Here is a 22,155-nt window from a genome sequence, read left to right on the forward strand (position 1 = left end):
CGCTTGCCGGGCAACTGGTTACAATCGCAATCATACGCGCGCTGATTGCATCGTCAGCCGTCATCACTTCCCGCTGCGGATCCTCGGCATGACGCAAGACAAGACCCTTCTCGAGCTGGAAGGCTTTCTTCCCTACCGGCTGAACATTCTGGCGGAGAGCGCCAGCCAGTCGCTGGCCGGCATCTATCGCCGCCGGTACCGGATTTCTGTGCCGGAATGGCGAATCATGGCGACGCTCGGGCAGTTCGGCGCGATGACCGCCAAGGAGATCGGCCAGCACAGCCGCATGCACAAGACCAAGGTTTCGCGCGCCGCCGCCGCACTGGAGGAGCGGCACATGATCCTGCGCACCGCCAACACGCGTGACATGCGCGAAAGCTTTCTCGACCTGACCCCGCGCGGCACCGACGTCTACCGTTCCCTCGTCCCGGAGGCGCGCAAGTTCGTCGACGCTCTCCTCAATCCGCTCGACGAGAGCGAGCGCCTGCTGCTCGACCGGCTGCTTACCCGACTGACACAACAGGCGGAACTGCTCAGCGAGAACCTTCAGCGCGAAGCCTCGACCAAGGGCGGGACTGCCGCCGGTTAGGCGCGAGTTTACTAAAAATCGAGGCTTTCCTTGTGTTCGGGCCGCCGCCACAGCCATAGTTCAGGCAAGGCAAGAGCCTGGCAGCAGCCGGGCCGTTTGCGGCGAGCACCGGCCGGCTCACCGCCACGCGGGTCAACGAACCCGCCACAGGGTTGGTCCGGCACCAAGGCCAGGCGCCGAAGACACATCGGAAAGCGGTATGGCACCGATCGCAGCAGGATCGACAAGGCTTATGCGGAACTTCGCCGCCGCCGCCATGCTTGTCATGGCAGCCGGTCCGGCGTTTGCCGCCAGCTGCACCGCGCTCCAGGCCGAATTGCAGCGCGTTTCCGCCGGCTCGGCGAAATCGGCAGAATTTCGCAAATGGGATGCCGCCGCGCGCGACCAGTCCAGGGCCCTCGGCCTTGCACAGCGCGACTACCGTCATCTGGGATGCGCATCCTCCTCCGCAGGCTCCTGCGCCGGACTGGGCGACAAGATCAAGCGCATGCGGTCCAATCTCGCCAGCATCGAACGGCAACGCGACCGCCACGCCACACCGGGCACGGCATCGCGCAAGAACAAGCTGCGCGCCGCGCTGCGCCGCCAGGGTTGCGGCCAGACACGACAGGCCGCCAGCGGCGACACGCCTCCGGGCATTCGGGCAAGTTCGCGCTCCGGCGGCGGGTTCCTCGCGCTGTTCGGCATCGGCCGCGGCAGCGAACCACAGGTCCACGAGGTTGCCTTGCGTGAGGAGGCGGACACCCGCTCCAGCGCGCGGGTCGGCTCGTCGTCAAAAGCCACCTTCACCACGCGCCGGATGGCAGGGCCGACCTACCGCACCATGTGCGTTCGCACCTGCGACGGGTTCTACTTTCCGGTCAGCTTCTCCACCAGCCAGGACGGTTTCGGGCGCGACGCCGCCGTGTGCCGGTCCATGTGCCCGGCAGCGGAGGCGCAGCTCTTCGTCCACCGCAATCCCGGCGAAACGGTCGAAAACCTGGTCTCTGTCGACGGCTTGCCCTATGCCGACCTGCCCAACGCCAACCGTTTCCGCACCGCCTATGTCGAGGGCTGCGGCTGCCAGTCGGCATCGAGCGATCGCAAGACGATGGCAAGCCTGATCCGCAGCGGCGACGACGAGGCACTCACCTATCTGCGCGACGGGCAACCGGCCGGCGGCATGGGCGTCGACGCCTTGCGGAGTGGCCTGACGCCCCCGGGCACTGCGGCCGAGGCGATCGAGGCGGCGACACAGGGGCGCGATCCCGACACATTGATGAACATGGAGCTGGGCTTTGCACCGGTGCGCGCAACACCGACGCTGCCGGTTCTCGGCAACAGCGCCAAACCAGAGACGCCGGCGCCCGTGGTGCACATGCAGCCCGCGCCGGACGATCCCGCCGCCGCGCCGCAGGAGCGCAATGTCAGGATAGTCGGGCCACGCTATTTCGTCGCCCAATAAGCGGCAGCAACGTTTTCATGTCGGGGCCGTGCTCCTCGCCGGTCAATGCCTTGCGCAATGGCAGGAAGAGCGCTCGCCCCTTGCGGCCCGTGCGCGTCTTCAACGCCCCGGTCCACGCCCCCCAGGTGGTCTCGTCAAACGGCTCCTCCGGCAGAAGGCTCGCCGCCAGCGCCAGGTAGTCGGCGTCGTTCGCATCCGCCGGCAACGACGCCGGACAGGTGATCGCCGTCCACCAGCGCGCCGCCTCGCTCACCGTTGCGCAATTCTCCCGCACCGCCAGCCAGAACGCCTCGGCCTCATCGCCGGGGATCCCCATGTCCGCAAGCCGGCCGGCCACGTCGACGGGGTCGAGCCGGTGCACCAGCTTGGCGTTGAGCGGACCGAGATCCTCGGGATCGAACTTGGCGGAGGACCGCGAAACGTCGGCAAGGTCGACCATGCCCGCAAGCGTCTCCAGGCTGTCGGCCGGCTCGATCGCATGGCTGGTGCCCGTCAGGACCGCGAGGGAGGCAACCGCCATCGGCTCGACGCCCGCCTCACGCAGCGAACGCAGCGACAGAGCGCCCTTGCGCTTGGAAAGCCCCTCGCCCGACACCGTCGTCAGCAGGTTGTGATGGGCGAAGACCGGAGCGGGCGCTCCAAGCGCCGCGAAGATGGCGAGTTGCACGGCGGTGTTGGCCACATGATCCTCGCCGCGAATGACATGGCTGACACCCATCTCGATATCGTCGACGATGGAGGGCAACGTGTAGAGGTAGCTGCCATCCTCGCGGATCAGAACCGGATCCGACAGCGAGGCAAGATCGACGCTCTGCGCGCCCCGGCAAAGGTCGTCCCATGCCATCTCCGTCCGGCGCGTCGCGAAAGGATCGCCGTCATGGTCGGGCAGCAGAAACCGCCAGTGCGGGCGGCGGCCGTCCGCCTCCAGCCTCGCCCGGTCCTCGTCGTTGAGTTTGAGCGCCGCGCGGTCATAGACCGGCGCCCGTCCCAGCGCCCTCGCCCGCGCCCGGCGGCGTTCGAGCTCGTCGGCGGTCTCGTAGCACGCATAGAGAAGGCCCTGCGCCCTCAGCTTTTCCGCCGCCGCGTCGTAGAGCGCGATACGGTCCGACTGGCGCACGCTCTGGTGCGGGGCGATGCCGAGCCAGGCAAGGTCGCCGGCGATCGCATCGGCAAACTCCGCGGTCGAGCGCTCCCGGTCGGTGTCGTCGTAGCGCAGTATGAAACGGCCCTGGTTCTTCAGCGCGAAGAGCCAGTTCATCAGGGCCGGACGGGCATTGCCGATATGCAGGAAGCCCGTCGGCGACGGGGCGAAACGAACGGTGACGGTCATAGGCCTCTCTTAGCCGGAAGCCGGACCGCTCGCAACGCCGCCTCTCGCCTGCCGTTGCCGGACATGACGGGATGTCAGTGTCAGCATCAGCGCGGCAACGAGGCAGTAGGCGGCCATGGCATAGACCTGGGTGGAATAGGCCACCCCCGCGTCGATGAGGTAACCGGTGAGCCCGGGACCAAGCGCGGACGCAAAGACCATCATGGCGACCGTGATGGAGCGGATCGAGCCGAGGTTGCGCGAACCGTAGATCTCCGGCCAGAGCGCACCGAACAGCGTCGAACTGAAACCGTAGCTGATGCCGAGCAGCGCCATGAAGCCGAAGGCGGCAACCGGATGCGTCACCGTGCCGAGCAGGACGCAGGCAAGCCCCAGCGGGATGAGGAAGACGGGCAGCAGGCGCAAGGCGGTCACCCTGTCGACCAGATAGCCAGCGAGGAGCGCGCAGGTGATCGTCATCGCCGACATCGCCATGAAGGCTGAGGCGAAAAGCTCCATCGACCAGCCGCGCAGCTCCACCAGATAGACCTGGTGGAAGAAGATCGTCGTGCCGATGAAGGGCGGCGCCAGCGTGCCGGCCGACATCACCCAGTAAGCCGGATCACGCAGCACCTCGGCCCGGGTCCATTGCCGCTGCGGCGCCACGCCCCCGTCGCTATGGATGGTGCCGCGCGGGATGCGCTCCACCTTGAGCAGCAGCATCAGCGCGGGAAGTGCGACGAGAAGCAGCACCGCCACCCCGATCCACCATGCCCCGCGCCACCCGACAATGCCGGACAGGGTCACAAGGACCAGCGGCAGGCTCGCCTCGCCGCACTGGATGCCGAGCGAAGCAACCGACACCGCACGGCCGCGCTGCGCGTCGTACCATCGTCCCATGGCGGTCATCGCGACATGGGTCATCATCCCCTGCCCGAAGAGCCGCAGGCCATAGAGCACGACAAACAGCATGGCGACCGAGGAAACGCCCGCCATGCCGGCGGAAAACAGCGCCAGTGCGACGACCACCCCGCCGGAGACAAGCGCCAGCGGCTGGCTGTCGACCACCTTGCCGACAAAGGTCAGTGACAACGCGGAAAGCAGCGTCGCCGCCATGTAGAGCCCGCCGAACTCGCCATGGCTGAGGTCAAACTCCGCGCGCAGGTCGCCCGCCACCAGCGAGATGAAATAGGTCTGCCCGAAACTGGAAAAGAAGGTCAGCAACAGGCCGGCGAACAGCCAGCGGAGGTTTTCCCGGATGAAACTGAAAAACGGCATGAATTCGTCCTGCGACATTCTTGCGAACGGCACGGCTGATGATGAGTCCCGCCCGGCAATGCCAGGTCCGTCGGGACGAGGCCAGACCGGGCAGCTGGCGGATTTCTGCTGTCGGTGAAACGCGTTCGGCGGGAAACCGCGAGCTCCTCAGCATAGGGAACCGGGAGCCTGCGCCAAACTCGTGGAAACTTCCAGGCAATGCATCCCGCACCGGCGCATGACCCCGGCGCGAGCAGGTCAGCTCCGGTCGCGGAAGCGGTTGGTGATCGGATAGCGGCGGTCGCGGCCGAAATTCTTGCGGGTGATCTTGACGCCGGGCGCCGACTGGCGGCGCTTGTATTCGGCGATGTAGAGCAGGTGCTCGATGCGATGGATCAGTGCCCGGTCATGGCCGCGCGCCTCGATGTCGCCAACCGACATCTCGTTCTCCACGAGGCATTCGAGAATGTCGTCGAGCACCTCGTAAGGCGGCAGCGAATCCTGGTCGGTCTGGTTTTCGCGCAGCTCCGCCGTCGGCACCTTGGTGATGATGTTGACCGGGATGGCCTCGCCTTGCGGGCCGAGCAGCCCCTCCGGACAGTGCTCGTTGCGCCAGGCGGCGAGCCGGTAGACCTGTGTCTTGTAGAGGTCCTTGATCGGGTTGAACCCGCCGTTCATGTCGCCGTAGAGCGTTGCATAGCCGACCGACATTTCCGACTTGTTGCCGGTCGTCGCGACGATCGCACCGAACTTGTTGGAGATCGCCATCAGGATCGTGCCGCGCGTGCGCGACTGGATGTTTTCCTCGGTGACGCCGGTTTCCGTGCCCGCGAAGAGGGTGTTCAGCGAGGCGGCGAACCCCTCGACCGCAGGCGAAATCGCCACCGTGTCGTAGCGCATGCCGAGCACATCGGCGCAGGCCTGCGCATCGACGAGGCTTTCGCTCGACGTGTAGCGATACGGAAGCATCACGCAATGAACCCGCTCGGCCCCCAGCGCATCGACGGCCATCGCGGCGACGACGGCGCTGTCGATGCCGCCGGAAAGCCCCAGCACCACGCCGGGAAAACCGTTCTTGTCGACATAGTCGCGCAGCCCCAGCACACAGGCTTGCCAGCGTGCCGCATCCATGTCCGGCAGCACCGCCTTCGGGCCGCTCTCGCACGCCCATGTGCCGTCGCTGTAGCGCTGCCAGTCGGTGATCGCGATATCCTCGACAAACTCGCCCATCTGGAAGGCAAGCCTGCGATCGGCCTGAAGCGCGAAGGAACCGCCGTCAAAGACGAGCTCGTCCTGCCCGCCGACCTGGTTGCAATAGACGAGCGGCAGGTTCGTCTCGACGACACGCGACACCATCACCTGCATCCGAATGTCCGGCTTGCCGGCGTAGAACGGTGAACCGTTGGGCACCAGCAGAAGTTCCGCGCCCGTCTCCGCAAGACACTCGCAGACCTCGTCGGACCAGGCGTCCTCGCAAACGGGAATGCCGAGGCGAATGCCGCGAAAACCGATCGGCCCCGGCAGCGGGCCGGCCTGGAAGACGCGTTTCTCGTCGAACTCGCCATAGTTCGGCAGGTCGACCTTGAAACGCACGCCCTCGATCCGGCCGCCATCGACCAGCGCGACGGCATTGTGGAGCTTGTCGCCCTCGCGCCACGGCAGCCCGACGATCAGTCCCGGTCCGCCATCGGCGGTCTCGCCGGCAAGCTGGTCCAGCGCGGACCGGCAGGCGGACACGAAGGCCGGCTTGAGGACGAGATCCTCCGGCGGATAGCCCGAGAGAAACAACTCCGAGAAGAGAACCAGGTCGGCGCCGGCCTCGGCGGCCTGCGCGCGGGCCTTGCGGACCAGTGCCAGGTTTCCGGAGACGTCGCCAACCGTGGGGTTGAGCTGTGCGACCGCAAGTCTCAGACGGCCTTCACGGGCCGGCTGGGACGGATCGGCTGAGGGAGAATCTGTCCGGGGCGTGCTCATGCAAAACGGTTTATCGCGGCCCCGACGCCGGCGCAATCGACGCCGTGCATGACCGCCGCGCATGCAGCGCGGAACAGCCCGAACGGCAGGCCGGGAGACGCATCACAAGAAGACGGTTCCCGCATCGTGGCCGCTTGCCACCCTGCCCCCGGCGATGACGGCCGCCGTCGGCATCGCCGCGGGCTGCGGCGCGCGCGGCGCCGGCCTCAGGCCCTCGTCCTTGCGCAGGAACGGCCTGTGCTCGGTGAGCACCCGCTGCATGCGCTGATAGAGCATGGCCGGCGACACCGGCTTGGCAAGAAACTCGTGAATGCCGAGATCCAGCGCACGCAGGATCACCGGCTTGCGCGCATCGGCGCTGACCATGATCACCGGTGTCGTGGCGATTATTGGATCCGGGTCGGAGCGCAGGATGGACAGGAATTCGGCGCCGTTGAGCGGCGACATCACCCAGTCGCAGACGACAAGGTCCGGTTTGCGGTCGAGCATCATGGCGAGCCCGTCCGATCCGTCCCCCGCATCCAGGATGCGCCGAACGCCGAACCCGCTCAAAATCGCCCTGAACAGGCTGCGCATGTGCAGATTGTCATCGATGACAAGCACCGACAGTTCCGAAAGGTCCAGTATCATGCCGTTCGGTCCCCTCCCGATTGGCGCATAATTCAAAGTATGCGAAACTAACCAAAATTTCCTTTACGTAAATTCACTTCGCAATCGCGCGCTTGCGCTCCTCCTGCTTGCAGGTTTTCAGCCACGCGACCGGATAGGCCACGACTGGTTGCCATTTTCTTTAGGGAAGCGTCCGCTGACGAAATTGTTACCTCGTCCTGTCGTGCCAAAAAAAGAGGCGGCCCAAGCCAGGGGCCGCCTCCCGCAACTCTCGGTGCTGCAGAAACCGCCTGTCAGGCGATCGCCGCCTCGCGCTCGCTGCCACCGCGGGCCTCGCGTTCCTTGCGCACATTCTCGGCCACGAGGAAGGCCAGTTCGATGGCCTGCTCGGCATTGAGACGCGGATCGCAATAGGTGTGATAGCGGTCGGCGAGATCCTCGGCCGTCAATGCCCGGGCACCGCCCGTGCACTCGGTCACGTTCTTGCCGGTCATTTCCACATGAATGCCGCCGGCATAGGAGCCTTCCGCCCGGTGCACGGCGAAGAAGGCCTCGACCTCGCGCAGGATGCGATCGAAGGGCCGGGTCTTGTAGCCATTGGCCGTGATGGTGTTGCCATGCATCGGGTCGCAGGACCACACCACCTTGCGCCCCTCGCGTTCCACCGCACGCACCAGCGCCGGCAGATGCTCGAACACCTTGTCCGCGCCGAAGCGGCAGATCAGCGTCAGCCGGCCCGCCTCATTGGCCGGGTTCAGCGTGTCGATCAGCTTCAGCAATTCGTCCGGCTTCAGGCTCGGGCCGCATTTCAGGCCGATCGGGTTCCTGATGCCGCGGAAGAACTCGACATGCGCGTGGTCCGGCTGGCGGGTGCGGTCGCCGATCCACAGCATGTGGCCAGACGTCGCGTACCAGTCTCCGGACGTGCTGTCGACGCGGGTCATCGACTGCTCGAAACCGAGCAGCAACGCCTCGTGGCTGGTGAAGAAGTCGGTCGAGCGCAATTGCGGCGCCGTGTCCGGATCGATGCCGCAGGCGCGCATGAACTCGAGGCTCTCCGAGATGCGGTCGGCGAGCGCCTGGTAGCGGTGGCTCTGCGGGCTGTCCTTGACGAAGGACAGCATCCAGCGGTGCACATGGTCGAGATTGGCGAAACCGCCCTGGGCAAAGGCGCGCAGGAGGTTCAGCGTCGCCGCCGACTGACGGTAGGCCATGATCTGGCGCTGCGGGTCCGGCTCGCGGGATTCCGGCGTGAACGCAATGTCGTTGACGATGTCGCCCCGGTAGCTCGGCAGTTCGATGTCGCCCTTCTTCTCCATCGGAGAGGAGCGCGGCTTGGCGAACTGGCCGGCAATCCGGCCAACCTTCACCACCGGCTGGGCCGAGGCATAGGTCAGCACCACCGCCATCTGCAGGAAGACGCGGAAGAAATCGCGGATGTGATCCGCGTGATGCTCTGCGAAGCTCTCGGCGCAATCGCCACCCTGGAGGAGAAACCCGCGTCCTTCGGCGACTTCGGCGAGTTGTGACTTCAGCTTGCGCGCCTCACCTGCAAAAACGAGCGGCGGAAAGTCTGACAGGCGGCGCTCCACTTCCGCGAGCGCGTCCGCGTCGCGATACTCGGGCACCTGCACGATCGGCTTTGACCGCCAGCTTTCCGGTGTCCAGTTCTGCGCCATTTTCCCAACTCCGTAAAATCGACCTGCGGCAAGATTCCGTCTCTGCCGGCATCCGCTCCGGTTTCGCGTTTCGTCCGTCCCTGCCCGCCCTTGCGAAAGTTGCGCTGAACGGCAGTGCCGCGCGTTATACACGCGGCGGCAACGCGAGGCCACACCTAACCACCCGGCCGCGCAACGCAGCAGGTCGGGGCTACTGCGCATTGCGTCCGGTCCGCGCGCCTGAAAGGCTCGGCAGCACTGCGCAAGTCACCGCACGGGAGCCAGCCTGATGCCACTCGAGCACGATCATTCCACCAAGGCCATCGCCGCCCGTCTCGCGCGCGGCCCCCGCATCAGCTACCTGCGCGACTGGATCTATGGCGGCATCGACGGGGCGGTCACCACCTTCGCCATCGTCGCCGGCAGCATCGGCGCCAATCTCTCGGCCCGGGTGATCCTGATCCTCGGCATCGCCAATCTCGTTGCCGACGGCTTCTCGATGGCGGCCGCCAACTATTCCGGCACCAAGGCCGAGCATGACGACTACAACCGGCTTCGGGAAATGGAAGAGCGTCACATCGATCGCGAGCCCGACGGTGAAACGGAAGAGATCCGGCAGATCTTCAGGGCCAAGGGGTACCGGGGCGAGGAACTGCAACAGATGACCGCGCTGATCACCTCGCGGCGCGCGGTCTGGATCGAGACCATGCTGAGCGAGGAGCATGGCGTCTCCAACGGCCTGCACGACCCTCTGAAGTCGGCTCTGGCAACCTTTTTTGCCTTTCTCGTGTGCGGCGCCGTACCGCTCGTCCCCTTCATCGCCGGCCTGCCCGCCTCGGCGATCACGGCCGCCATAGCCACCGGCATCGTCTTCTTCGCCATCGGTTCGGCCAAGTCGAAATGGTCGACGCAAGGTTGGCTGCGATCGGGTCTTGAAACCCTGGGAATCGGGCTTGGCGCCGCCGGTCTCGCCTGGGCAGCCGGTCGTCTGCTCGAAAGGTTCATTGCCTGAGGAAGCGGCATTTTCTGCTTGCGCTTGCGTCGCCCGTCATTACATTTCAAGCCATGCAAGGGTCCCCTCGCCCTCTCGCCGCATACCTTTTAAGGTTCCTGCTTGCGGCACTGATCGTCCTGGCCAACTCCGCTCCTGGCGGCGTTACAATCACGCTTGCATCGTCCTCCGCCACGCAAGGACATATGTCCGGGCATGCCCGGCACGCCGATGCCATCTCGCATGCAGGCGGCGACCATGTCGCCCACAGCGACACCTCCGCACAGACAGGTCCCGCCAAGGGCACTGAGCATATGGTGGGTATCGACAACTCTCGCCGCGCGGATCACCCGCATGGCGACACACAGGCAGATTGCTGCCTGTCCTTCTGTTTCCCCGCCCTCGCCAGCGAGAGCACGCCCGCCCCCGTGCGAGCGGGCATAAAGCCCGACAACGACCGGAGTGTACGCACACTCGTCGCAGCGCTTCCCCTGGGCCCGGAACGCCCCCCTCGAGCCTGACCGACCGTTGCCGCGTGCCGCCCAGCGCGGCCGCATCTCTGTCATTCTCGAGGAATCCATCATGCTCTCCAGATTGCTGGCGGCCCTTGCGCCGCTGGTGGTGGCCGCTTGCGGCGCCGCCCCCTTGCCCGTGCTCACCTACGGGCCAGGGCCCGATGACGCACAGGCCGCCGTTCTTCACAGCGGCGAAAACTCGGTCGTTTCGCCCTACACCCACCGTCTGCCCGTCGATCCGGGCAACTGGCGCAAGCTCAACGACAGGCAGGCACCAGGCGGAGGTGCGTCATGAACCGCCCGCGCACGGCCCGTCTGGCGGCCACCATCGCCGGGCCGCTTCTGCTTGGCGGCTGCGTCGCAACCGCCTCCACCGATCTTTACGGTCCAGGTGACGCCGGCTTCAGCCAGGTCCTGGGCCAGGTCGCACCGGCGACCGGCACCGCGCGCCCCGCATGGGTGCAGAATGCCGAGCAGGCCCGCATGGTCTCGGATCGCGTCAGCAAGCTGGTGCAAGGCAAGACAATCAGCGCGGAGACCGCCGTCCAGGTGGCGCTGATCAACAATCGCGGGCTCCAGGCCGCCTATTCCGATCTCGGCATCAGCGCGGCTGATACGTGGCAGCAGACGCTGTTGCCGAACCCGACCGTCTCGGTCGGGCTGCTCGGCATCGGCCACCCCGGGCTCGTCGCCTTCCGAACGATAGAAGGCTTCGTCGCCAGCAACATCCTTGCGCTGGCAACACATCCCAAACGCAGCGCCATCGCCGAAACCCGCTTCCGCCAGGCCCAGATGCAGGCAGCCGGAGAAACCTTGCGCATCGCGGCGGAAACCCGACAGGCGTGGATCGAGGCGGTGGCCGCCTTCGAGGTCGTCGCCTCTCTCAACCAGGCACGCCAGGCCGCCGACGCCGCCTCGGAACTGGCGGAAAAACTCGGCCAGAGCGGTGCCATGCCGAAGGCCGCGCAAGCACGCGAGCATGCCTTCTACGCCGAACTCACCGGCCAGATCGCCGAGGCCAGGCTCGCTGCGAAGCTCGCCAAGGAAAGGCTGTCCCGTTCGATGGGGCTCTGGGGCCCGGACATGAAGTTCTTCGTGCCCGACGCCCTGCCGGCCCTGCCGGGGCGGTTGATGAAAAAGGAGCATGTGGAACGCGAAGCCCTGCAACGGCGCACCGACCTGCTGATGGCCAGGATCGAGCTGGAGGCGACAGCGCGCGAGCTCGGTCTGACCAAGGCGACCCGCTACGTCACCGATCTCGGTCTCGTCGCCGGTGTCGAGACGGAGCGGGAACTGGAGGACGGTCAGATCCAGACCAAGAGCACGGCCTGGCTGGAGCTGGACTTTGCCATCCCGATCTTCGACAGCGGCGCCGCCCGGATGAAGAAGGCGGAGTTCACCTACATGCGGGCTGCCAACCGGCTTGCCGAACGGGCCGTCAACATCCGCTCGGAAGCGCGCTCGGCTTATCTCGCCTACAGGGCCTCGCACGAGATCGCCCGCCACTACCGCAATTCCGTCCTGCCTCTTCGCACCCGCATCGAGGAGGAATCCCTCCTTACCTACAACGGGATGATCACCAACACGTTCGAACTGCTCGCCGACACAAGGGCGCGCATCGGGACCGTGCTGCTGGCGGCACGGGCCAAGCGTGACTTCTGGCTTGCCGAAGCAGGTCTTGCCGCCGCGATCCATGGCGGCGGGGCCCCTGCATCCGTCGAAGGCGGCGGCGGCGAGGCCACGCTCGCCGATGCCGGCGGCGGTCACTGAGAAACGGAGCAGACAATGCTGAACAGACGACAGATCCTCGGAGCCGGAGCCGCGGGAGCCGCCCTGGTCTCCTCCACCGCCTGGTCGAAGACCTCCAACATGGGCCTGCCCGATGCGGCCACGATGGACAATCCCCGGACCCAGGCACCGCTCATGCCGGCGTCCGGTCCCGATTACAACCCTGTTGTCACCCTGAACGGATGGACCCTGCCATCCCGGATGAACAACGGCGTCAAGGAGTTCCATCTGGTCGCCGAACCGGTCGAGCGGGAGATGGCCGACGGCATGACTGCCTTTCTGTGGGGCTACAACGGTCAGTCGATCGGACCGACCATCGAGGCGGTCGAAGGCGACCGGGTTCGCATCTATGTGACGAACCGCTTGCCCGAGCACACGTCCGTGCACTGGCACGGCCTGATCCTGCCTTCAGGCATGGACGGCGTCGGCGGCCTGTCCCATCCCGGCATCCCGCCGGGCAAGACGTTCGTCTACGAGTTCGACCTCGTGAAGAGCGGCACCTTCATGTACCACCCGCACGCCGACGAGATGGTGCAGATGGCGATGGGCATGATGGGCTTCTTCATCGTGCACCCGAAGGATCCCGCCTTCATGCGCGCCGACCGCGATTTCCTGATCATGCTCAACGCGTTCGACATCGATCCCGGCTCCTACGTGCCGAAGATCATGACCATGACCGACTTCAACCTGTGGACCTGGAACAGCCGCATCTTTCCGGATATTGACCCGTTGGTCGTCGCCCAGAACGACCGGGTGCGGGTCAGGGTCGGCAACCTGACCATGACCAACCATCCCATCCACATGCATGGCTACGACTTCGAGGTCACCTGCACAGATGGCGGCTGGGTGCCTGAATCCGCGCGCTGGCCCGAGGTCTCGATCGACATCCCTGTCGGGGCCATGCGCGCCTACGAGTTCGACGCCGTCCATCCCGGCGATTGGGCCATCCACTGCCACAAGTCGCATCACACGATGAACGCGATGGGCCACGACGTGCCGACCTTCATCGGTGTCGACAAGACGGCGCTCACCGCGAAGATCCGCAAGTTGCAGCCCGAATACATGCCGATGGGAACCGCCGGCATGGCCGACATGGGCGAAATGGAAATGCCGCTTCCCGACAACACTGTCCCCATGATGGGTGGTTGGGGACCCCACGGCCCGTTGGAAATGGGCGGCATGTTCTCGGTAGTGAAGGTTCGCGCAGGAATTCAGGCCGGCGACTACGCGGACCCCGGCTGGTACGAGAATCCGCCAGGCACGCAGGCCTGGGAGTGGACCGGCGAGCTGCCGGACTTCGCCCGCTCCACCGACGCTTCCACCACCCTCACCGATGCTCCGCGGCCAGCGCCAGTCGCTCCGCACAAGCATGGCGGCTGATGCCGCCCGATACCCCCGAAACTGAAAGGACAGTCAGATCATGCAACACGCTTCAAGGACACTCGCTGCAGCCCTTTGCGCCCTCGGTCTTGGCATGGGCGACACGCTTGCCGCCGGCACCCATGCCGGCGGACACGGAGACAAGATGGCCGCTGGCAGCCCCGGCAAGGCGTCCGCCGCAACGCGCATCGTCGGCATTACCCTGAAGGAAACCGATGACGGCATGGCAATCGAACCGGCTTCGTTGCAGGTGAAGCAGGGTGAGACCATCCGCTTCCAGGTCACCAACATCGGCGAGATCGAGCACGAGTTCGTCGTCGACACGCACGTTCGGAACCAGGAGCACAAGAAGATCATGGCCAAGTTCCCCGAGATGGAGCACGACGACCCCAACTCCGTCCGGCTGGGCGCGGGAGAAAAGGGCGAAGTGGTCTGGACCTTCGGCAATGCCGGCACGTTCGAGTTCGCCTGCCTGATCCCTGGACACTACGAGTCCGGCATGCATGGCGACGTCGTCGTTGCCCACGACTGACCCGCAATCCAAAAGGATGATCAGGATGAAACTCGCAACAGCTCTCGTTGCCGCCCTTCTTGCCTTCACCGCCGTGCCCGCGGCCCTCGCCGCCGAGTACACCAAGGGCATCGTCAAGAAGGTCGATCTTCGCGCCGGCAAGGTCACAGTCATTCACGAGGAGCTGAAGAACCTCGACATGCCGGCCATGACCATGGTGTTCCGCACTGCCGACGACGCCATGCTGGAGACGCTGAAGGAAGGCGCGGAGATCGAATTCGTTGCCGACCGGGTTGCCGGCAAGCTGACGATCATCGAGCTGAAGTAGACACCTCATGCCCCGGGGCGGTGGAGACGCCGCCCCGGCCGCGTCAGGCCGGCATGTGCACCACGCCGGTTTCCGTCAGGAGTCGGTCGAACAGAACAAGGAGTTCCGGGGCGATCTTCTGCGCACGCGGGTAACGCGGTGCCGCGCGGTCCGCCAGCATCGGCGCGTGCCAGCCGTCGGTGGTGTCGATGAAGTGGCGCACCCCCTCCTCGCCCCAGAAGGCGTAAAAACCCGCCATCACGCAGTCGACATAGCTCTGCAGGATCGGATGGTTCTCATCGCCCCACCGGCGGATTTCCGCATCCGCCTCGTAGAGAAAGGCATCTTCCGGCACTGTCTGGCCGTCGCCGTCGCAGCGAAACCGGGAGCCGATCCCGTCGATCCTCTGATAGCGATGTTCCCGCTTGTCGAGCACGGCCAGGCGGTCGGCAGGTTCCCGGACCATCACGCCGCGAATGGCCGTGTCCGGCTCCCGGAACACGGTCAGCGTGCACACCGACGTGAGCGCGTTCGCCTTGTCATGTGGCCACCAGGCCCGCCATTCGCGGCGCCAGCCATGCAGCGTTCCGGCAACCGCGGTCGCGTCCGGGCCGAGCGTGCGCGTGTTGACGAGCGAGCCGTAGCCGAAATAGGTGATGTGCGTCATTTCGTACTGCCCCCCGCCGAAAACGCCGCCATTCGCCCCCGAACCGCGCATCCTCTACCCTGCCCGCAATTGCCTAAAGGATCATCACCACCATGGCCAGCCCCGAGAACAGCTTGCAATCCGACCCCTGGACGGCGGCCGACACCGACAGGTTGCGCGCCGATACGCCCGCCTGCACTCGGCTCGTGCACTTCAACAATGCCGGAGCGAGCCTGCCGCCCACCCCAGTTCTGGAGGCGGTGAAGGCCCATCTCGATCTGGAGGCGGAGATCGGCGGCTACGAGGCGGCAGACCGCGCGGCGGCGGCGGTCGCGGACTTCTACCCGGCCATCGCCGCGCTGATCGGCGCCAGTCCCGATGAAATCGCCTTCATCGAGAACGCCACCCGCGCCTGGGACATGGCCTTCTACTCGATCCCTTTCCGCCCCGGCGACCGGGTGATCACGGGACGCGCGGAATATGTCTCGAACTATGTTGCCTTGTTGCAGATGAAGGCGCGCGCGGGCATCGAGATCGACCTGATCGACGACGATGAAAGTGGCCAGATCGACCTGAAGGCGCTGGAAGCCGCGATCACGCCAAGAACGCGGCTCATCGCGCTGACCCATGTCCCGACCTTCGGCGGCCTCGTCAATCCGGCCGAGGAGGTCGGCGCCATCGCCCGCAGGCACGGCGTTCTCTACCTGCTCGATGCCTGCCAGTCCGCCGGCCAGATCGCCCTCGATGTCGACCGCATCGGCTGCCACATGCTGTCGGGCACGGGGCGCAAATACCTGCGCGGACCGCGCGGCACCGGGTTCCTCTATGTCCGCGAGGAGGTGATCGACCAACTCGAACCCGCCTTCGTCGACCTGGAATCCACCCGGTGGCTCGATGCGCAGAGCTACCGGCTGGTCGACGGCGCGCGGCGTTTCGAGAACTGGGAGCGCTTCTTTGCCGGCCAGATCGGCCTTGCCCGCGCCGCGCGTTATGCGCTCGACATCGGGCCCGGGCGGCTGGAAGCACGCATCGGCCGGCTTGCGGTATTGCTGCGTGCCGAACTTGGCAAGATGTCCGGCGTTGCCGTGCACGATCGCGGCACGCGCCGTTGCGGCATCGTCACGCTGACGGTGGAGGGCGAGAATCCCGCGCAGACAAGGGAGCGGCTCTCGGGCCGCGCCATCAACACATCGGTCTCCTCCGCCGCCTCAGCCCGCATCGACCTGCCGCATCGCGGTCTCGACGCACTGGTGCGCGCCTCGCTCCACGCCTACAACACGGAAGGCGAGATCGAGACCTTCCTGAAGGCCATCCGGGACCGGTAAGCCGGGGAGATCTGCAAACCGGACGGGCGGCGAACCAGGCGCCGCCCGAAACGAAAAAACGTCAGGCGGTGACCCGCTCGGTCGGTTCGCGCATGGTGACGAGCTCTTCCGCCGCTGTCGGATGCACGGCCATGGTGGCGTCGAAATCCGCCTTGGTCGCGCCCATCCGCAGGGCAATGCCGAGCACCTGCGCCAGTTCGCCGGCATCATGGCCGAGAATGTGCACGCCGAGCACCTTGTCGCTCTCCGGCTCGACGAGGATCTTCATCAGCATCTTCTCGTCGCGCCCCGAAAGCGTGTGCTTCATCGGCCGGAACTGCGAGCGATAGACGTCCACGGCGCCATGCGCCGCCAGCGCCTCGGCCTGGGTCATGCCGACGGTGCCGATCTCGGGCTGCGAGAACACGGCTGTCGGGATCATCGAATGGTCGGCGCTCCAGCTCTTGCCGCCGAACTCGGTATCGGCAAAGGCATGGCCCTCGCGGATCGCCACCGGCGTCAGGTTGACCCGGTCGGTGACATCGCCGACGGCGAAGATCGAGGGCACGCTGGTGCGCGACTGCGCATCGACCTTGATCGCGCCGGAGGGAGCCAGTTCGACGCCGGCGGCATCGAGGCCGAGACCGGCGGTGTTCGGGCGCCGGCCGATGGCGAACATGATCTTGTCGGCGATCAGCGCATCACCCTTGCGGGTGTGGCCGACCAGTTCCGCCCCGTTCTTCTCAATCGAGGTAAAGACATCCCCGCAAACGACTCGAATGCCTTTCTTTTCCATCTCCTCGTGCAAGGCCTTCCGCAGGTCGTCGTCGAACCCGCGCAGGATTTCCTCGCCCCGGTAGATCAACGTCGTCTCGGAACCCAGGCCCGCAAAGATGCCGGCGAACTCGACGGCAATGTAACCGCCGCCCGCGACGATCACGCGCTTCGGCAGATCGGCAAGATGAAAGGCTTCGTTGGAGGTGATCACATGCTCGCCGCCCGGCAGGCTGGCGTCGACATTGGGCGTCGCGCCGACGGCGATCAGGATCTTCGCCGCGCGGATGCGGCGCCCGTCAGCCAGGAGATGCACCGTATGCGCATCCTCCAGCACGGCCCGGCTGTCGAACATCTCGACGCCGACACGCTCGAGATTGCGCCGATAGATGCCCTCAAGCCGGGCGATCTCGCGGTCCTTGGCATCGATCAGCCGTTCCCAGTCGAAACGGCTCTCTCCGACCTGCCAGCCAAAGCCCGCCGCATCCTCGAACTCCTCCGAGAACCGCGAGGCATAGACGAAGAGTTTCTTCGGCACGCAACCGCGGATAACGCAGGTTCCGCCATAACGGTATTCCTCGGCAATGCCGACGCGCGCGCCATGTCCGGCGGCGATCCGCGCTGCACGCACGCCGCCGGATCCGCCGCCGATGACGAACAGGTCAAACTCGAAATCGCTCATGCCTCGCCCTTGCGCTCCATGCCCTGCACCCGTCCGTGCCGAGAAGACCGCCCGGCATCACGCCGGGCATGCGTTTACTGTGCCGGCGCCTCGGGCGTCGCCTGGCTTTCCTGCGCGGCAAGGCGCTTGGTCAGTTCGTCACGCACCAAGGTCACCATCTCCGTCGAGATTGCATCGCCCCACTGCTTGGCGGCACCGATCGACAACGCGCGCAATTCCGGCTCGACCTTCGAATATTTCTGCCCCAGCGGCGTCTTGTAGAACGCGGCCAGTTCGTTGAGTTCCTCGATGGTGAACCGCCGCGCCCACACTTCATAGACGACCCGGTTCAGCTCCGGCCGGCGCTCGGCAAGCTCAAGAGCCGTCTCGTTCACGACCTCGTCGATCATCGCCGTGTTGGCCGGATTGTTCTGGATGAACAGCGTCCGCGTCCGGTCGGCCATCAATGGCAGCACGTCGTCGAAGGCCCGGATCGCGTTGGCGGAAGACACCGCGTCGCGTGCCGCAGCGATATGCTCGTCGGAAATGCTTTCCTGCGCGGTCAGCGGCTGGCCCAGCGACAGGACAAGCGCGAGGGCCGTGGCGGCGATCGTCGCGGTCTTCCGGCTATTTCGAAACATCGGGTACTCCATGGGCAAGTGATCGGGCACCCGGCCCTCGTGGCCGGGCAGCGCCATCAGGTTATTCGGTCACCGGAACGAGGCGCTCGACCCCGGTTTTTCCGGCGAGATAGGCGGCATCCGCGATGCCGATGAAAAGTCCGTGCTCGACGACGCCCGGGATATCGAGCAGCGCGCGCGACAGTTCCGCCGGATCGGTGATCTGGCGCATGTCGATGTCGAGAATATGGTGACCGCCATCGGTGACGAAAGGCGTATCCCCGCCGCGCAACCAGATCGGCGCTTCGTATCCAAGGCCGGACAGCGCCCGGGCAATGGCATTGCGCGTCGAGGCAAGGCCGAACGGCACGTCCTCCACCGGCAGCGGAAAGGCACCGAGCGCCTCCACCTTCTTGCCTGCATCGGCGATCACGATCATGCGAGTGGAGGCCGATGCCACGATCTTCTCGCGCAGCAGCGCGCCGCCGCCGCCCTTGATCAGGCAGAGCCGGGCATCGAGTTCGTCGGCGCCGTCAACGGTCAGGTCCAGTTCCGGGCAGTCCTCGAGTGTCGTCAACGGCACATCAAGCTCCCTGCACAGGGCGGCGGTGCGCTCGGATGTCGGCACGCCGATGATCTCGAGCCCTTCGCCAACCTTCTCCGCCAGCGCGCGCACGAAATGCTCGGCCGTCGATCCCGTGCCGATGCCCAGACGCATGCCGTTGCGAACCTCGTCCAGCGCCGCTTCGGCGGCCAGTCGCTTCAGGTCTTCGCTCATTCCGTTCCGTCTGCTTGTGAGGTTTCGGGGCCGGCTACATCCGGCGTCGCGCGGGTTTAGCATGGGAACCGCGCAAGGCAAAGAACCCCCGGGGCCGGAGCCGGCCCGGCCGCCTGCCCCCGCGACGAAGGTCGACGGACACGCCATGACGCCGTTAACCAACACTTCAAGTAAATCTGGGAACCTCGAATGAAGAAAAATCACGATCCCCTGGGGAAGTTACGCTCTCGGAGAAAAACACATGCGCCTTTTTCCGGCATCGCGTCGTAAAGCCGTTGAAATAAATAATGTTCTGGAAGTGATCGAGGAGACCGGCGCGCCAGTCGAGACACAGGCGACCTCCCTCGGGCGAGATCATCAGACCGCCCTGACGCTCGACCTTATCGAATCCGACTTGCGCACGGCGGCCACCGGAATCGGCTCTGGCGCGGAAGAACTGCGCCAGCGGGTCGACGAGCAGCTCCTGCTTCTCTCGGATATTCGCGGGCATTCCGAAGCGCTTCATTCCGAATCCCGGCATGCCGACGAAACGGCCCATCACCTCTCGCAATCGGTGGAAAGCCTGGTCGCGGCCAGCAACGAGATCGACACCCAGGTCCGCACATCCGGCAAGCTCGCCGAGGAAGCCCGCCAGGTCGCCGACACCGCCAATGCCGGCATCCAGGAGCTGAAGACCGCGATCGACGACATTGCCAATGTGGTTCGCCTGATCTCCGACGTTGCCAAGCAGACCAATCTGCTGGCGCTGAACGCGACGATCGAGGCGGCGCGCGCAGGTGAAGCCGGCAAGGGCTTCGCGGTCGTCGCCAACGAGGTGAAGGCACTGTCGGTGGAAACCCAGACGGCAACCGACGAGATCGTCGCCAATATCGGGCGGTTGCAGCAGTCGGCCGAAGGCAGCATTCACGCCGTCGACCGCATCATCGGCGTGATCGGCGAAATCCTGCCCAGTTTCTCTGCCGTCGCGGATGCCGTCGGCCGGCAGATGGAAACCTCGAAATCCGTGGGCGAAACCGCGCGCCAGACGGCCGATTTCGTACGAGCCGTGACCGACAAGGTCTCCACCATCGCAGCTGCCACCGACAGCGCCGAACGGGCCGGCACGGCCGCCGGAAATGCCTCAAGCCAGATGCTGGCGCTGGGAACGAGCCTCAGCAACCGCTTCACCATGATGATCCGGCAGACCACCATCGGCGACCGGCGCCGTGACGACCGCCTCCCCGTCGAGATCGCCGGAACGGTCACCCAGGAAGGCACCCGCGTCCAGGTCAAGACGCGCGACGTTTCTGCAGGTGGCATGCTGCTGGTGCCGCAGGGCGGCGCGGCAAATGCCTCAATCGGTCCGGCCACCGCCGATATCGACGGGCTCGGGCGAACGGCGCTGCGGATCGTCGCCGTCTCCGAGAGCGGCATGCACTGCGCCTTCGAGGATGCCGACGACGTCTTCACCGGACGGCTTGTCGACGTGCTCACGCGTATACGGACCGAACTCAACCCGTCCATCGAATGCGCGCAGGACGGTGCCCGGCGGATCATCGAGGCGATGGACAAGGCACTGGAGAACGGTTCCCTGACGCTGGACGCGCTGTTCGACACCGACTACCAGCCAATCAAGGGAACGGATCCGCGCCAGGTCTCCAACCGGGCCCTTGCGGTGCTCGACAGGATCCTGCCGCCGATCCAGGAAGACATTCTCGGCCGGGCCGGCGGAACCGGCATGGCCTTCTGCGCCTCGGTCGACCGCAACGGCTACCTCCCCGTGCACAATCTGGTCTATTCCAAGCCCCAGCGCCCGGATGACCCGGCCTGGAACGCCGCCAACTGCCGCAACCGCCGCGTGTTCGACGATCGCGCCGGTCTAAGTGCGGCCCGCAATACCCGTCCCTTCCTGGTGCAGACCTATCCGCGCGACATGGGCAACGGCGCCGTCATCTGGATGCGCGAGGTCGACGCCCCGATCGTCATCGACGGCCGTCACTGGGGCGCCTTCCGAACGGCCTACAAGCTGTAGAGCGTTGCAAGGCCCGGGCTCCCCGGGCGCGGCCGGGCTTGCCCCTCGCACCGGACGGGAAGCGCCTGTATAAGGCGCTGTCCGACACCGTGGAGCCCCGCCCGATGACCTCACCCGTTCTTCTCTTCGATCTCGACGGCACCCTGGTCGACACGAGCCACGATCTTGCCGCCGCGATCAATGCGGTGATGCGTGCCGAGGGCCATGACGAGACCAGCGTGGAGCGCCTTGGCCATCTCTTCGGCCAGGGCGGACGGGCAATGCTGCGCAGGGCGCTGGCCGACAACGGCGTCACAGACCCGTCTCCGGAAACGATCGAGCGACTCAACCGCGATTTCATCGCTTGCTACCGGGCGGATATCGCAACGCTGAGCCGCCCCTTTCCTGGCGCCGTGGAGGCGCTCGACACCTTGCATGTCGCAGGCTGGCGCATGGCCGTTTGCACCAACAAGACCGAGGTCGTCGCCCGCGAACTTCTCATCGAACTCGGCCTGATCGACCGTTTCAGGGCGGTTGTCGGTGCAGATACGTTTGCCCGGCCGAAGCCTGACGCGATGCCGCTTCTGGGTGCCATCGAGCGGAGCGGCGGCATCGTCCCGGGGTCGGTGATGATCGGCGACAGCCGGACCGACATCGACGCGGCGCGCGCCGCCGGGCTGCCGGTGGTGGCCGTCACCTTCGGCTATACCGACACACCGGTCGCGGACCTCGGGCCGGATGCGGTCATCAACCATTTCGACCAGCTTGCCGGGGCGCTGGCCGGCCTCGCAGGAAACTGAGACCGGACGGAGCGATCTGCAGCCTCCCCGGCACGGGCGCTGCAAGGACCGCGCGGGCACTCCGTCCGCACCCGGTACGGGTCCGGATTGCCGCTCCTGTTCGAAAACGTCATTTGCCTATTGCCTATCCCCCCGACCTATAATAGACCTCCGCCACCAGCCGACACGGTCAGGGCGATTAGCTCAGCGGGAGAGCACTCCCTTCACACGGGAGGGGTCACTGGTTCAATCCCAGTATCGCCCACCATTT

Annotated in this window: 20 protein-coding genes and 1 tRNA gene; 12 read left to right on the top strand and 9 right to left on the bottom strand. The window is 65.8% G+C overall.

The features are described from left to right. The first annotated feature begins 88 nt into the window (after positions 1 to 88). Positions 89 to 589 carry a MarR family winged helix-turn-helix transcriptional regulator gene (locus ACN0T5_RS03895; protein ID WP_417767309.1) on the top strand — a complete coding sequence of 167 codons (501 nt, stop codon included), beginning with the start codon at positions 89 to 91 and terminating at the stop codon, positions 587 to 589. 199 nt (positions 590 to 788) lie between these two features. Continuing rightward, entirely contained in the window at positions 789 to 2,033 is a 1,245-nt protein-coding gene (locus ACN0T5_RS03900; RefSeq protein WP_417767310.1) for a DUF2865 domain-containing protein, read from the top strand. Here ACN0T5_RS03900 and ACN0T5_RS03905 read toward each other — a convergent pair. The 5 genes from ACN0T5_RS03905 to ACN0T5_RS03925 form a co-directional block, all read right to left on the bottom strand. Continuing rightward, on the bottom strand, positions 1,996 to 3,363 hold the full coding sequence (locus ACN0T5_RS03905; protein WP_417767311.1) for a glutamate--tRNA ligase: 1,368 nt from the start codon (positions 3,361 to 3,363) through the stop codon (positions 1,996 to 1,998). The two genes, ACN0T5_RS03900 and ACN0T5_RS03905, sit on opposite strands and share 38 nt — an antisense overlap. Before the next feature lie 9 nt (positions 3,364 to 3,372). Then, a complete protein-coding gene (locus tag ACN0T5_RS03910) occupies positions 3,373 to 4,620 on the bottom strand; it encodes an MFS transporter (protein ID WP_417767312.1) in 1,248 nt (415 codons plus the stop codon). Positions 4,621 to 4,857: 237 nt separating this feature from the next. After that, a complete protein-coding gene (locus ACN0T5_RS03915) occupies positions 4,858 to 6,573 on the bottom strand; it encodes an NAD+ synthase (protein WP_417767313.1) in 1,716 nt (571 codons plus the stop codon). A 102-nt stretch (positions 6,574 to 6,675) separates the two neighbouring features. Continuing rightward, positions 6,676 to 7,203 (bottom strand): response regulator, encoded by a 528-nt coding sequence (locus ACN0T5_RS03920; RefSeq protein ID WP_417767314.1) that lies wholly within the window; start codon positions 7,201 to 7,203, stop codon positions 6,676 to 6,678. Positions 7,204 to 7,475: 272 nt separating this feature from the next. Next, a complete protein-coding gene (locus tag ACN0T5_RS03925) occupies positions 7,476 to 8,861 on the bottom strand; it encodes a class II 3-deoxy-7-phosphoheptulonate synthase (protein WP_417767315.1) in 1,386 nt (461 codons plus the stop codon). 268 nt (positions 8,862 to 9,129) lie between these two features. Between ACN0T5_RS03925 and ACN0T5_RS03930 the strand changes: the two genes are divergently transcribed. The 6 genes from ACN0T5_RS03930 (at position 9,130) to ACN0T5_RS03955 (ending at position 14,353) form a co-directional block, all read left to right on the top strand. Further along, complete coding sequence (locus ACN0T5_RS03930) at positions 9,130 to 9,852, top strand: VIT1/CCC1 transporter family protein (RefSeq protein WP_417767316.1); 723 nt, start codon at positions 9,130 to 9,132, stop codon at positions 9,850 to 9,852. Positions 9,853 to 10,413: 561 nt separating this feature from the next. Then, entirely contained in the window at positions 10,414 to 10,641 is a 228-nt protein-coding gene (locus tag ACN0T5_RS03935) for a hypothetical protein (RefSeq protein WP_417767317.1), read from the top strand. Then, on the top strand, positions 10,638 to 12,116 hold the full coding sequence (locus tag ACN0T5_RS03940) for a TolC family protein (RefSeq protein ID WP_417767318.1): 1,479 nt from the start codon (positions 10,638 to 10,640) through the stop codon (positions 12,114 to 12,116). Before ACN0T5_RS03935 ends, ACN0T5_RS03940 begins: the two co-directional genes overlap by 4 nt. A gap of 15 nt (positions 12,117 to 12,131) precedes the next feature. Continuing rightward, positions 12,132 to 13,514 carry a multicopper oxidase family protein gene (locus tag ACN0T5_RS03945; RefSeq protein WP_417767319.1) on the top strand — a complete coding sequence of 461 codons (1,383 nt, stop codon included), beginning with the start codon at positions 12,132 to 12,134 and terminating at the stop codon, positions 13,512 to 13,514. A gap of 40 nt (positions 13,515 to 13,554) precedes the next feature. Next, complete coding sequence (locus ACN0T5_RS03950) at positions 13,555 to 14,046, top strand: cupredoxin domain-containing protein (protein WP_417767320.1); 492 nt, start codon at positions 13,555 to 13,557, stop codon at positions 14,044 to 14,046. 25 nt (positions 14,047 to 14,071) lie between these two features. Beyond that, positions 14,072 to 14,353, top strand: a complete 282-nt coding sequence (locus tag ACN0T5_RS03955; RefSeq protein ID WP_417767321.1) for a copper-binding protein — start codon at positions 14,072 to 14,074, stop codon at positions 14,351 to 14,353. A 43-nt stretch (positions 14,354 to 14,396) separates the two neighbouring features. Here ACN0T5_RS03955 and ACN0T5_RS03960 read toward each other — a convergent pair whose 3' ends face one another. Next, positions 14,397 to 15,050, bottom strand: a complete 654-nt coding sequence (locus tag ACN0T5_RS03960) for a gamma-glutamylcyclotransferase family protein (protein ID WP_417767322.1) — start codon at positions 15,048 to 15,050, stop codon at positions 14,397 to 14,399. 41 nt (positions 15,051 to 15,091) lie between these two features. On the opposite strand from ACN0T5_RS03960, the gene ACN0T5_RS03965 reads away from it, so the two are divergent. After that, positions 15,092 to 16,303, top strand: a complete 1,212-nt coding sequence (locus ACN0T5_RS03965; protein WP_417767323.1) for an aminotransferase class V-fold PLP-dependent enzyme — start codon at positions 15,092 to 15,094, stop codon at positions 16,301 to 16,303. A gap of 61 nt (positions 16,304 to 16,364) precedes the next feature. Here ACN0T5_RS03965 and gor read toward each other — a convergent pair whose 3' ends face one another. The 3 genes from gor to rpiA form a co-directional block, all read right to left on the bottom strand. Continuing rightward, entirely contained in the window at positions 16,365 to 17,738 is a 1,374-nt protein-coding gene (gene gor, locus ACN0T5_RS03970; RefSeq protein WP_417767324.1) for a glutathione-disulfide reductase, read from the bottom strand. 74 nt (positions 17,739 to 17,812) lie between these two features. After that, on the bottom strand, positions 17,813 to 18,415 hold the full coding sequence (locus ACN0T5_RS03975) for a DUF2059 domain-containing protein (RefSeq protein WP_417767325.1): 603 nt from the start codon (positions 18,413 to 18,415) through the stop codon (positions 17,813 to 17,815). A 4-nt stretch (positions 18,416 to 18,419) separates the two neighbouring features. Next, entirely contained in the window at positions 18,420 to 19,115 is a 696-nt protein-coding gene (rpiA, locus tag ACN0T5_RS03980) for a ribose-5-phosphate isomerase RpiA (protein ID WP_417767326.1), read from the bottom strand. Positions 19,116 to 19,356: 241 nt separating this feature from the next. On the opposite strand from rpiA, the gene ACN0T5_RS03985 reads away from it, so the two are divergent. The 3 genes from ACN0T5_RS03985 (at position 19,357) to ACN0T5_RS03995 (ending at position 22,152) form a co-directional block, all read left to right on the top strand. Beyond that, entirely contained in the window at positions 19,357 to 21,126 is a 1,770-nt protein-coding gene (locus ACN0T5_RS03985; protein ID WP_417767327.1) for a methyl-accepting chemotaxis protein, read from the top strand. A 104-nt stretch (positions 21,127 to 21,230) separates the two neighbouring features. Further along, the gene (locus tag ACN0T5_RS03990) at positions 21,231 to 21,905 is read left to right on the top strand and encodes an HAD family hydrolase (RefSeq protein WP_417767328.1); all 675 of its coding nucleotides are present in this window, start codon (positions 21,231 to 21,233) and stop codon (positions 21,903 to 21,905) included. Between the two features lie 172 nt (positions 21,906 to 22,077). Next, a tRNA-Val gene (locus ACN0T5_RS03995) sits at positions 22,078 to 22,152 on the top strand. The last annotated feature ends 3 nt before the right edge of the window (positions 22,153 to 22,155 follow it).

The sequence above is a fragment of the Stappia sp. genome, from assembly GCF_048261845.1.
Classification (GTDB): domain Bacteria; phylum Pseudomonadota; class Alphaproteobacteria; order Rhizobiales; family Stappiaceae; genus Stappia.

What these genes read in the sequence shown, in the direction of transcription:
- ACN0T5_RS03895 (WP_417767309.1), top strand. Translation starts at nt 89, where the DNA reads ATGACGCAAGACAAGACCCTTCTCGAGCTGGAAGGCTTTCTTCCCTAC.
- ACN0T5_RS03900 (WP_417767310.1), top strand. Translation starts at nt 789, where the DNA reads ATGGCACCGATCGCAGCAGGATCGACAAGGCTTATGCGGAACTTCGCC.
- ACN0T5_RS03905 (WP_417767311.1), bottom strand. Translation starts at nt 3,363, where the DNA reads ATGACCGTCACCGTTCGTTTCGCCCCGTCGCCGACGGGCTTCCTGCAT.
- ACN0T5_RS03910 (WP_417767312.1), bottom strand. Translation starts at nt 4,620, where the DNA reads ATGCCGTTTTTCAGTTTCATCCGGGAAAACCTCCGCTGGCTGTTCGCC.
- ACN0T5_RS03915 (WP_417767313.1), bottom strand. Translation starts at nt 6,573, where the DNA reads ATGAGCACGCCCCGGACAGATTCTCCCTCAGCCGATCCGTCCCAGCCG.
- ACN0T5_RS03920 (WP_417767314.1), bottom strand. Translation starts at nt 7,203, where the DNA reads ATGATACTGGACCTTTCGGAACTGTCGGTGCTTGTCATCGATGACAAT.
- ACN0T5_RS03925 (WP_417767315.1), bottom strand. Translation starts at nt 8,861, where the DNA reads ATGGCGCAGAACTGGACACCGGAAAGCTGGCGGTCAAAGCCGATCGTG.
- ACN0T5_RS03930 (WP_417767316.1), top strand. Translation starts at nt 9,130, where the DNA reads ATGCCACTCGAGCACGATCATTCCACCAAGGCCATCGCCGCCCGTCTC.
- ACN0T5_RS03935 (WP_417767317.1), top strand. Translation starts at nt 10,414, where the DNA reads ATGCTCTCCAGATTGCTGGCGGCCCTTGCGCCGCTGGTGGTGGCCGCT.
- ACN0T5_RS03940 (WP_417767318.1), top strand. Translation starts at nt 10,638, where the DNA reads ATGAACCGCCCGCGCACGGCCCGTCTGGCGGCCACCATCGCCGGGCCG.
- ACN0T5_RS03945 (WP_417767319.1), top strand. Translation starts at nt 12,132, where the DNA reads ATGCTGAACAGACGACAGATCCTCGGAGCCGGAGCCGCGGGAGCCGCC.
- ACN0T5_RS03950 (WP_417767320.1), top strand. Translation starts at nt 13,555, where the DNA reads ATGCAACACGCTTCAAGGACACTCGCTGCAGCCCTTTGCGCCCTCGGT.
- ACN0T5_RS03955 (WP_417767321.1), top strand. Translation starts at nt 14,072, where the DNA reads ATGAAACTCGCAACAGCTCTCGTTGCCGCCCTTCTTGCCTTCACCGCC.
- ACN0T5_RS03960 (WP_417767322.1), bottom strand. Translation starts at nt 15,050, where the DNA reads ATGCGCGGTTCGGGGGCGAATGGCGGCGTTTTCGGCGGGGGGCAGTAC.
- ACN0T5_RS03965 (WP_417767323.1), top strand. Translation starts at nt 15,092, where the DNA reads ATGGCCAGCCCCGAGAACAGCTTGCAATCCGACCCCTGGACGGCGGCC.
- gor (WP_417767324.1), bottom strand. Translation starts at nt 17,738, where the DNA reads ATGAGCGATTTCGAGTTTGACCTGTTCGTCATCGGCGGCGGATCCGGC.
- ACN0T5_RS03975 (WP_417767325.1), bottom strand. Translation starts at nt 18,415, where the DNA reads ATGGCGCTGCCCGGCCACGAGGGCCGGGTGCCCGATCACTTGCCCATG.
- rpiA (WP_417767326.1), bottom strand. Translation starts at nt 19,115, where the DNA reads ATGAGCGAAGACCTGAAGCGACTGGCCGCCGAAGCGGCGCTGGACGAG.
- ACN0T5_RS03985 (WP_417767327.1), top strand. Translation starts at nt 19,357, where the DNA reads ATGCGCCTTTTTCCGGCATCGCGTCGTAAAGCCGTTGAAATAAATAAT.
- ACN0T5_RS03990 (WP_417767328.1), top strand. Translation starts at nt 21,231, where the DNA reads ATGACCTCACCCGTTCTTCTCTTCGATCTCGACGGCACCCTGGTCGAC.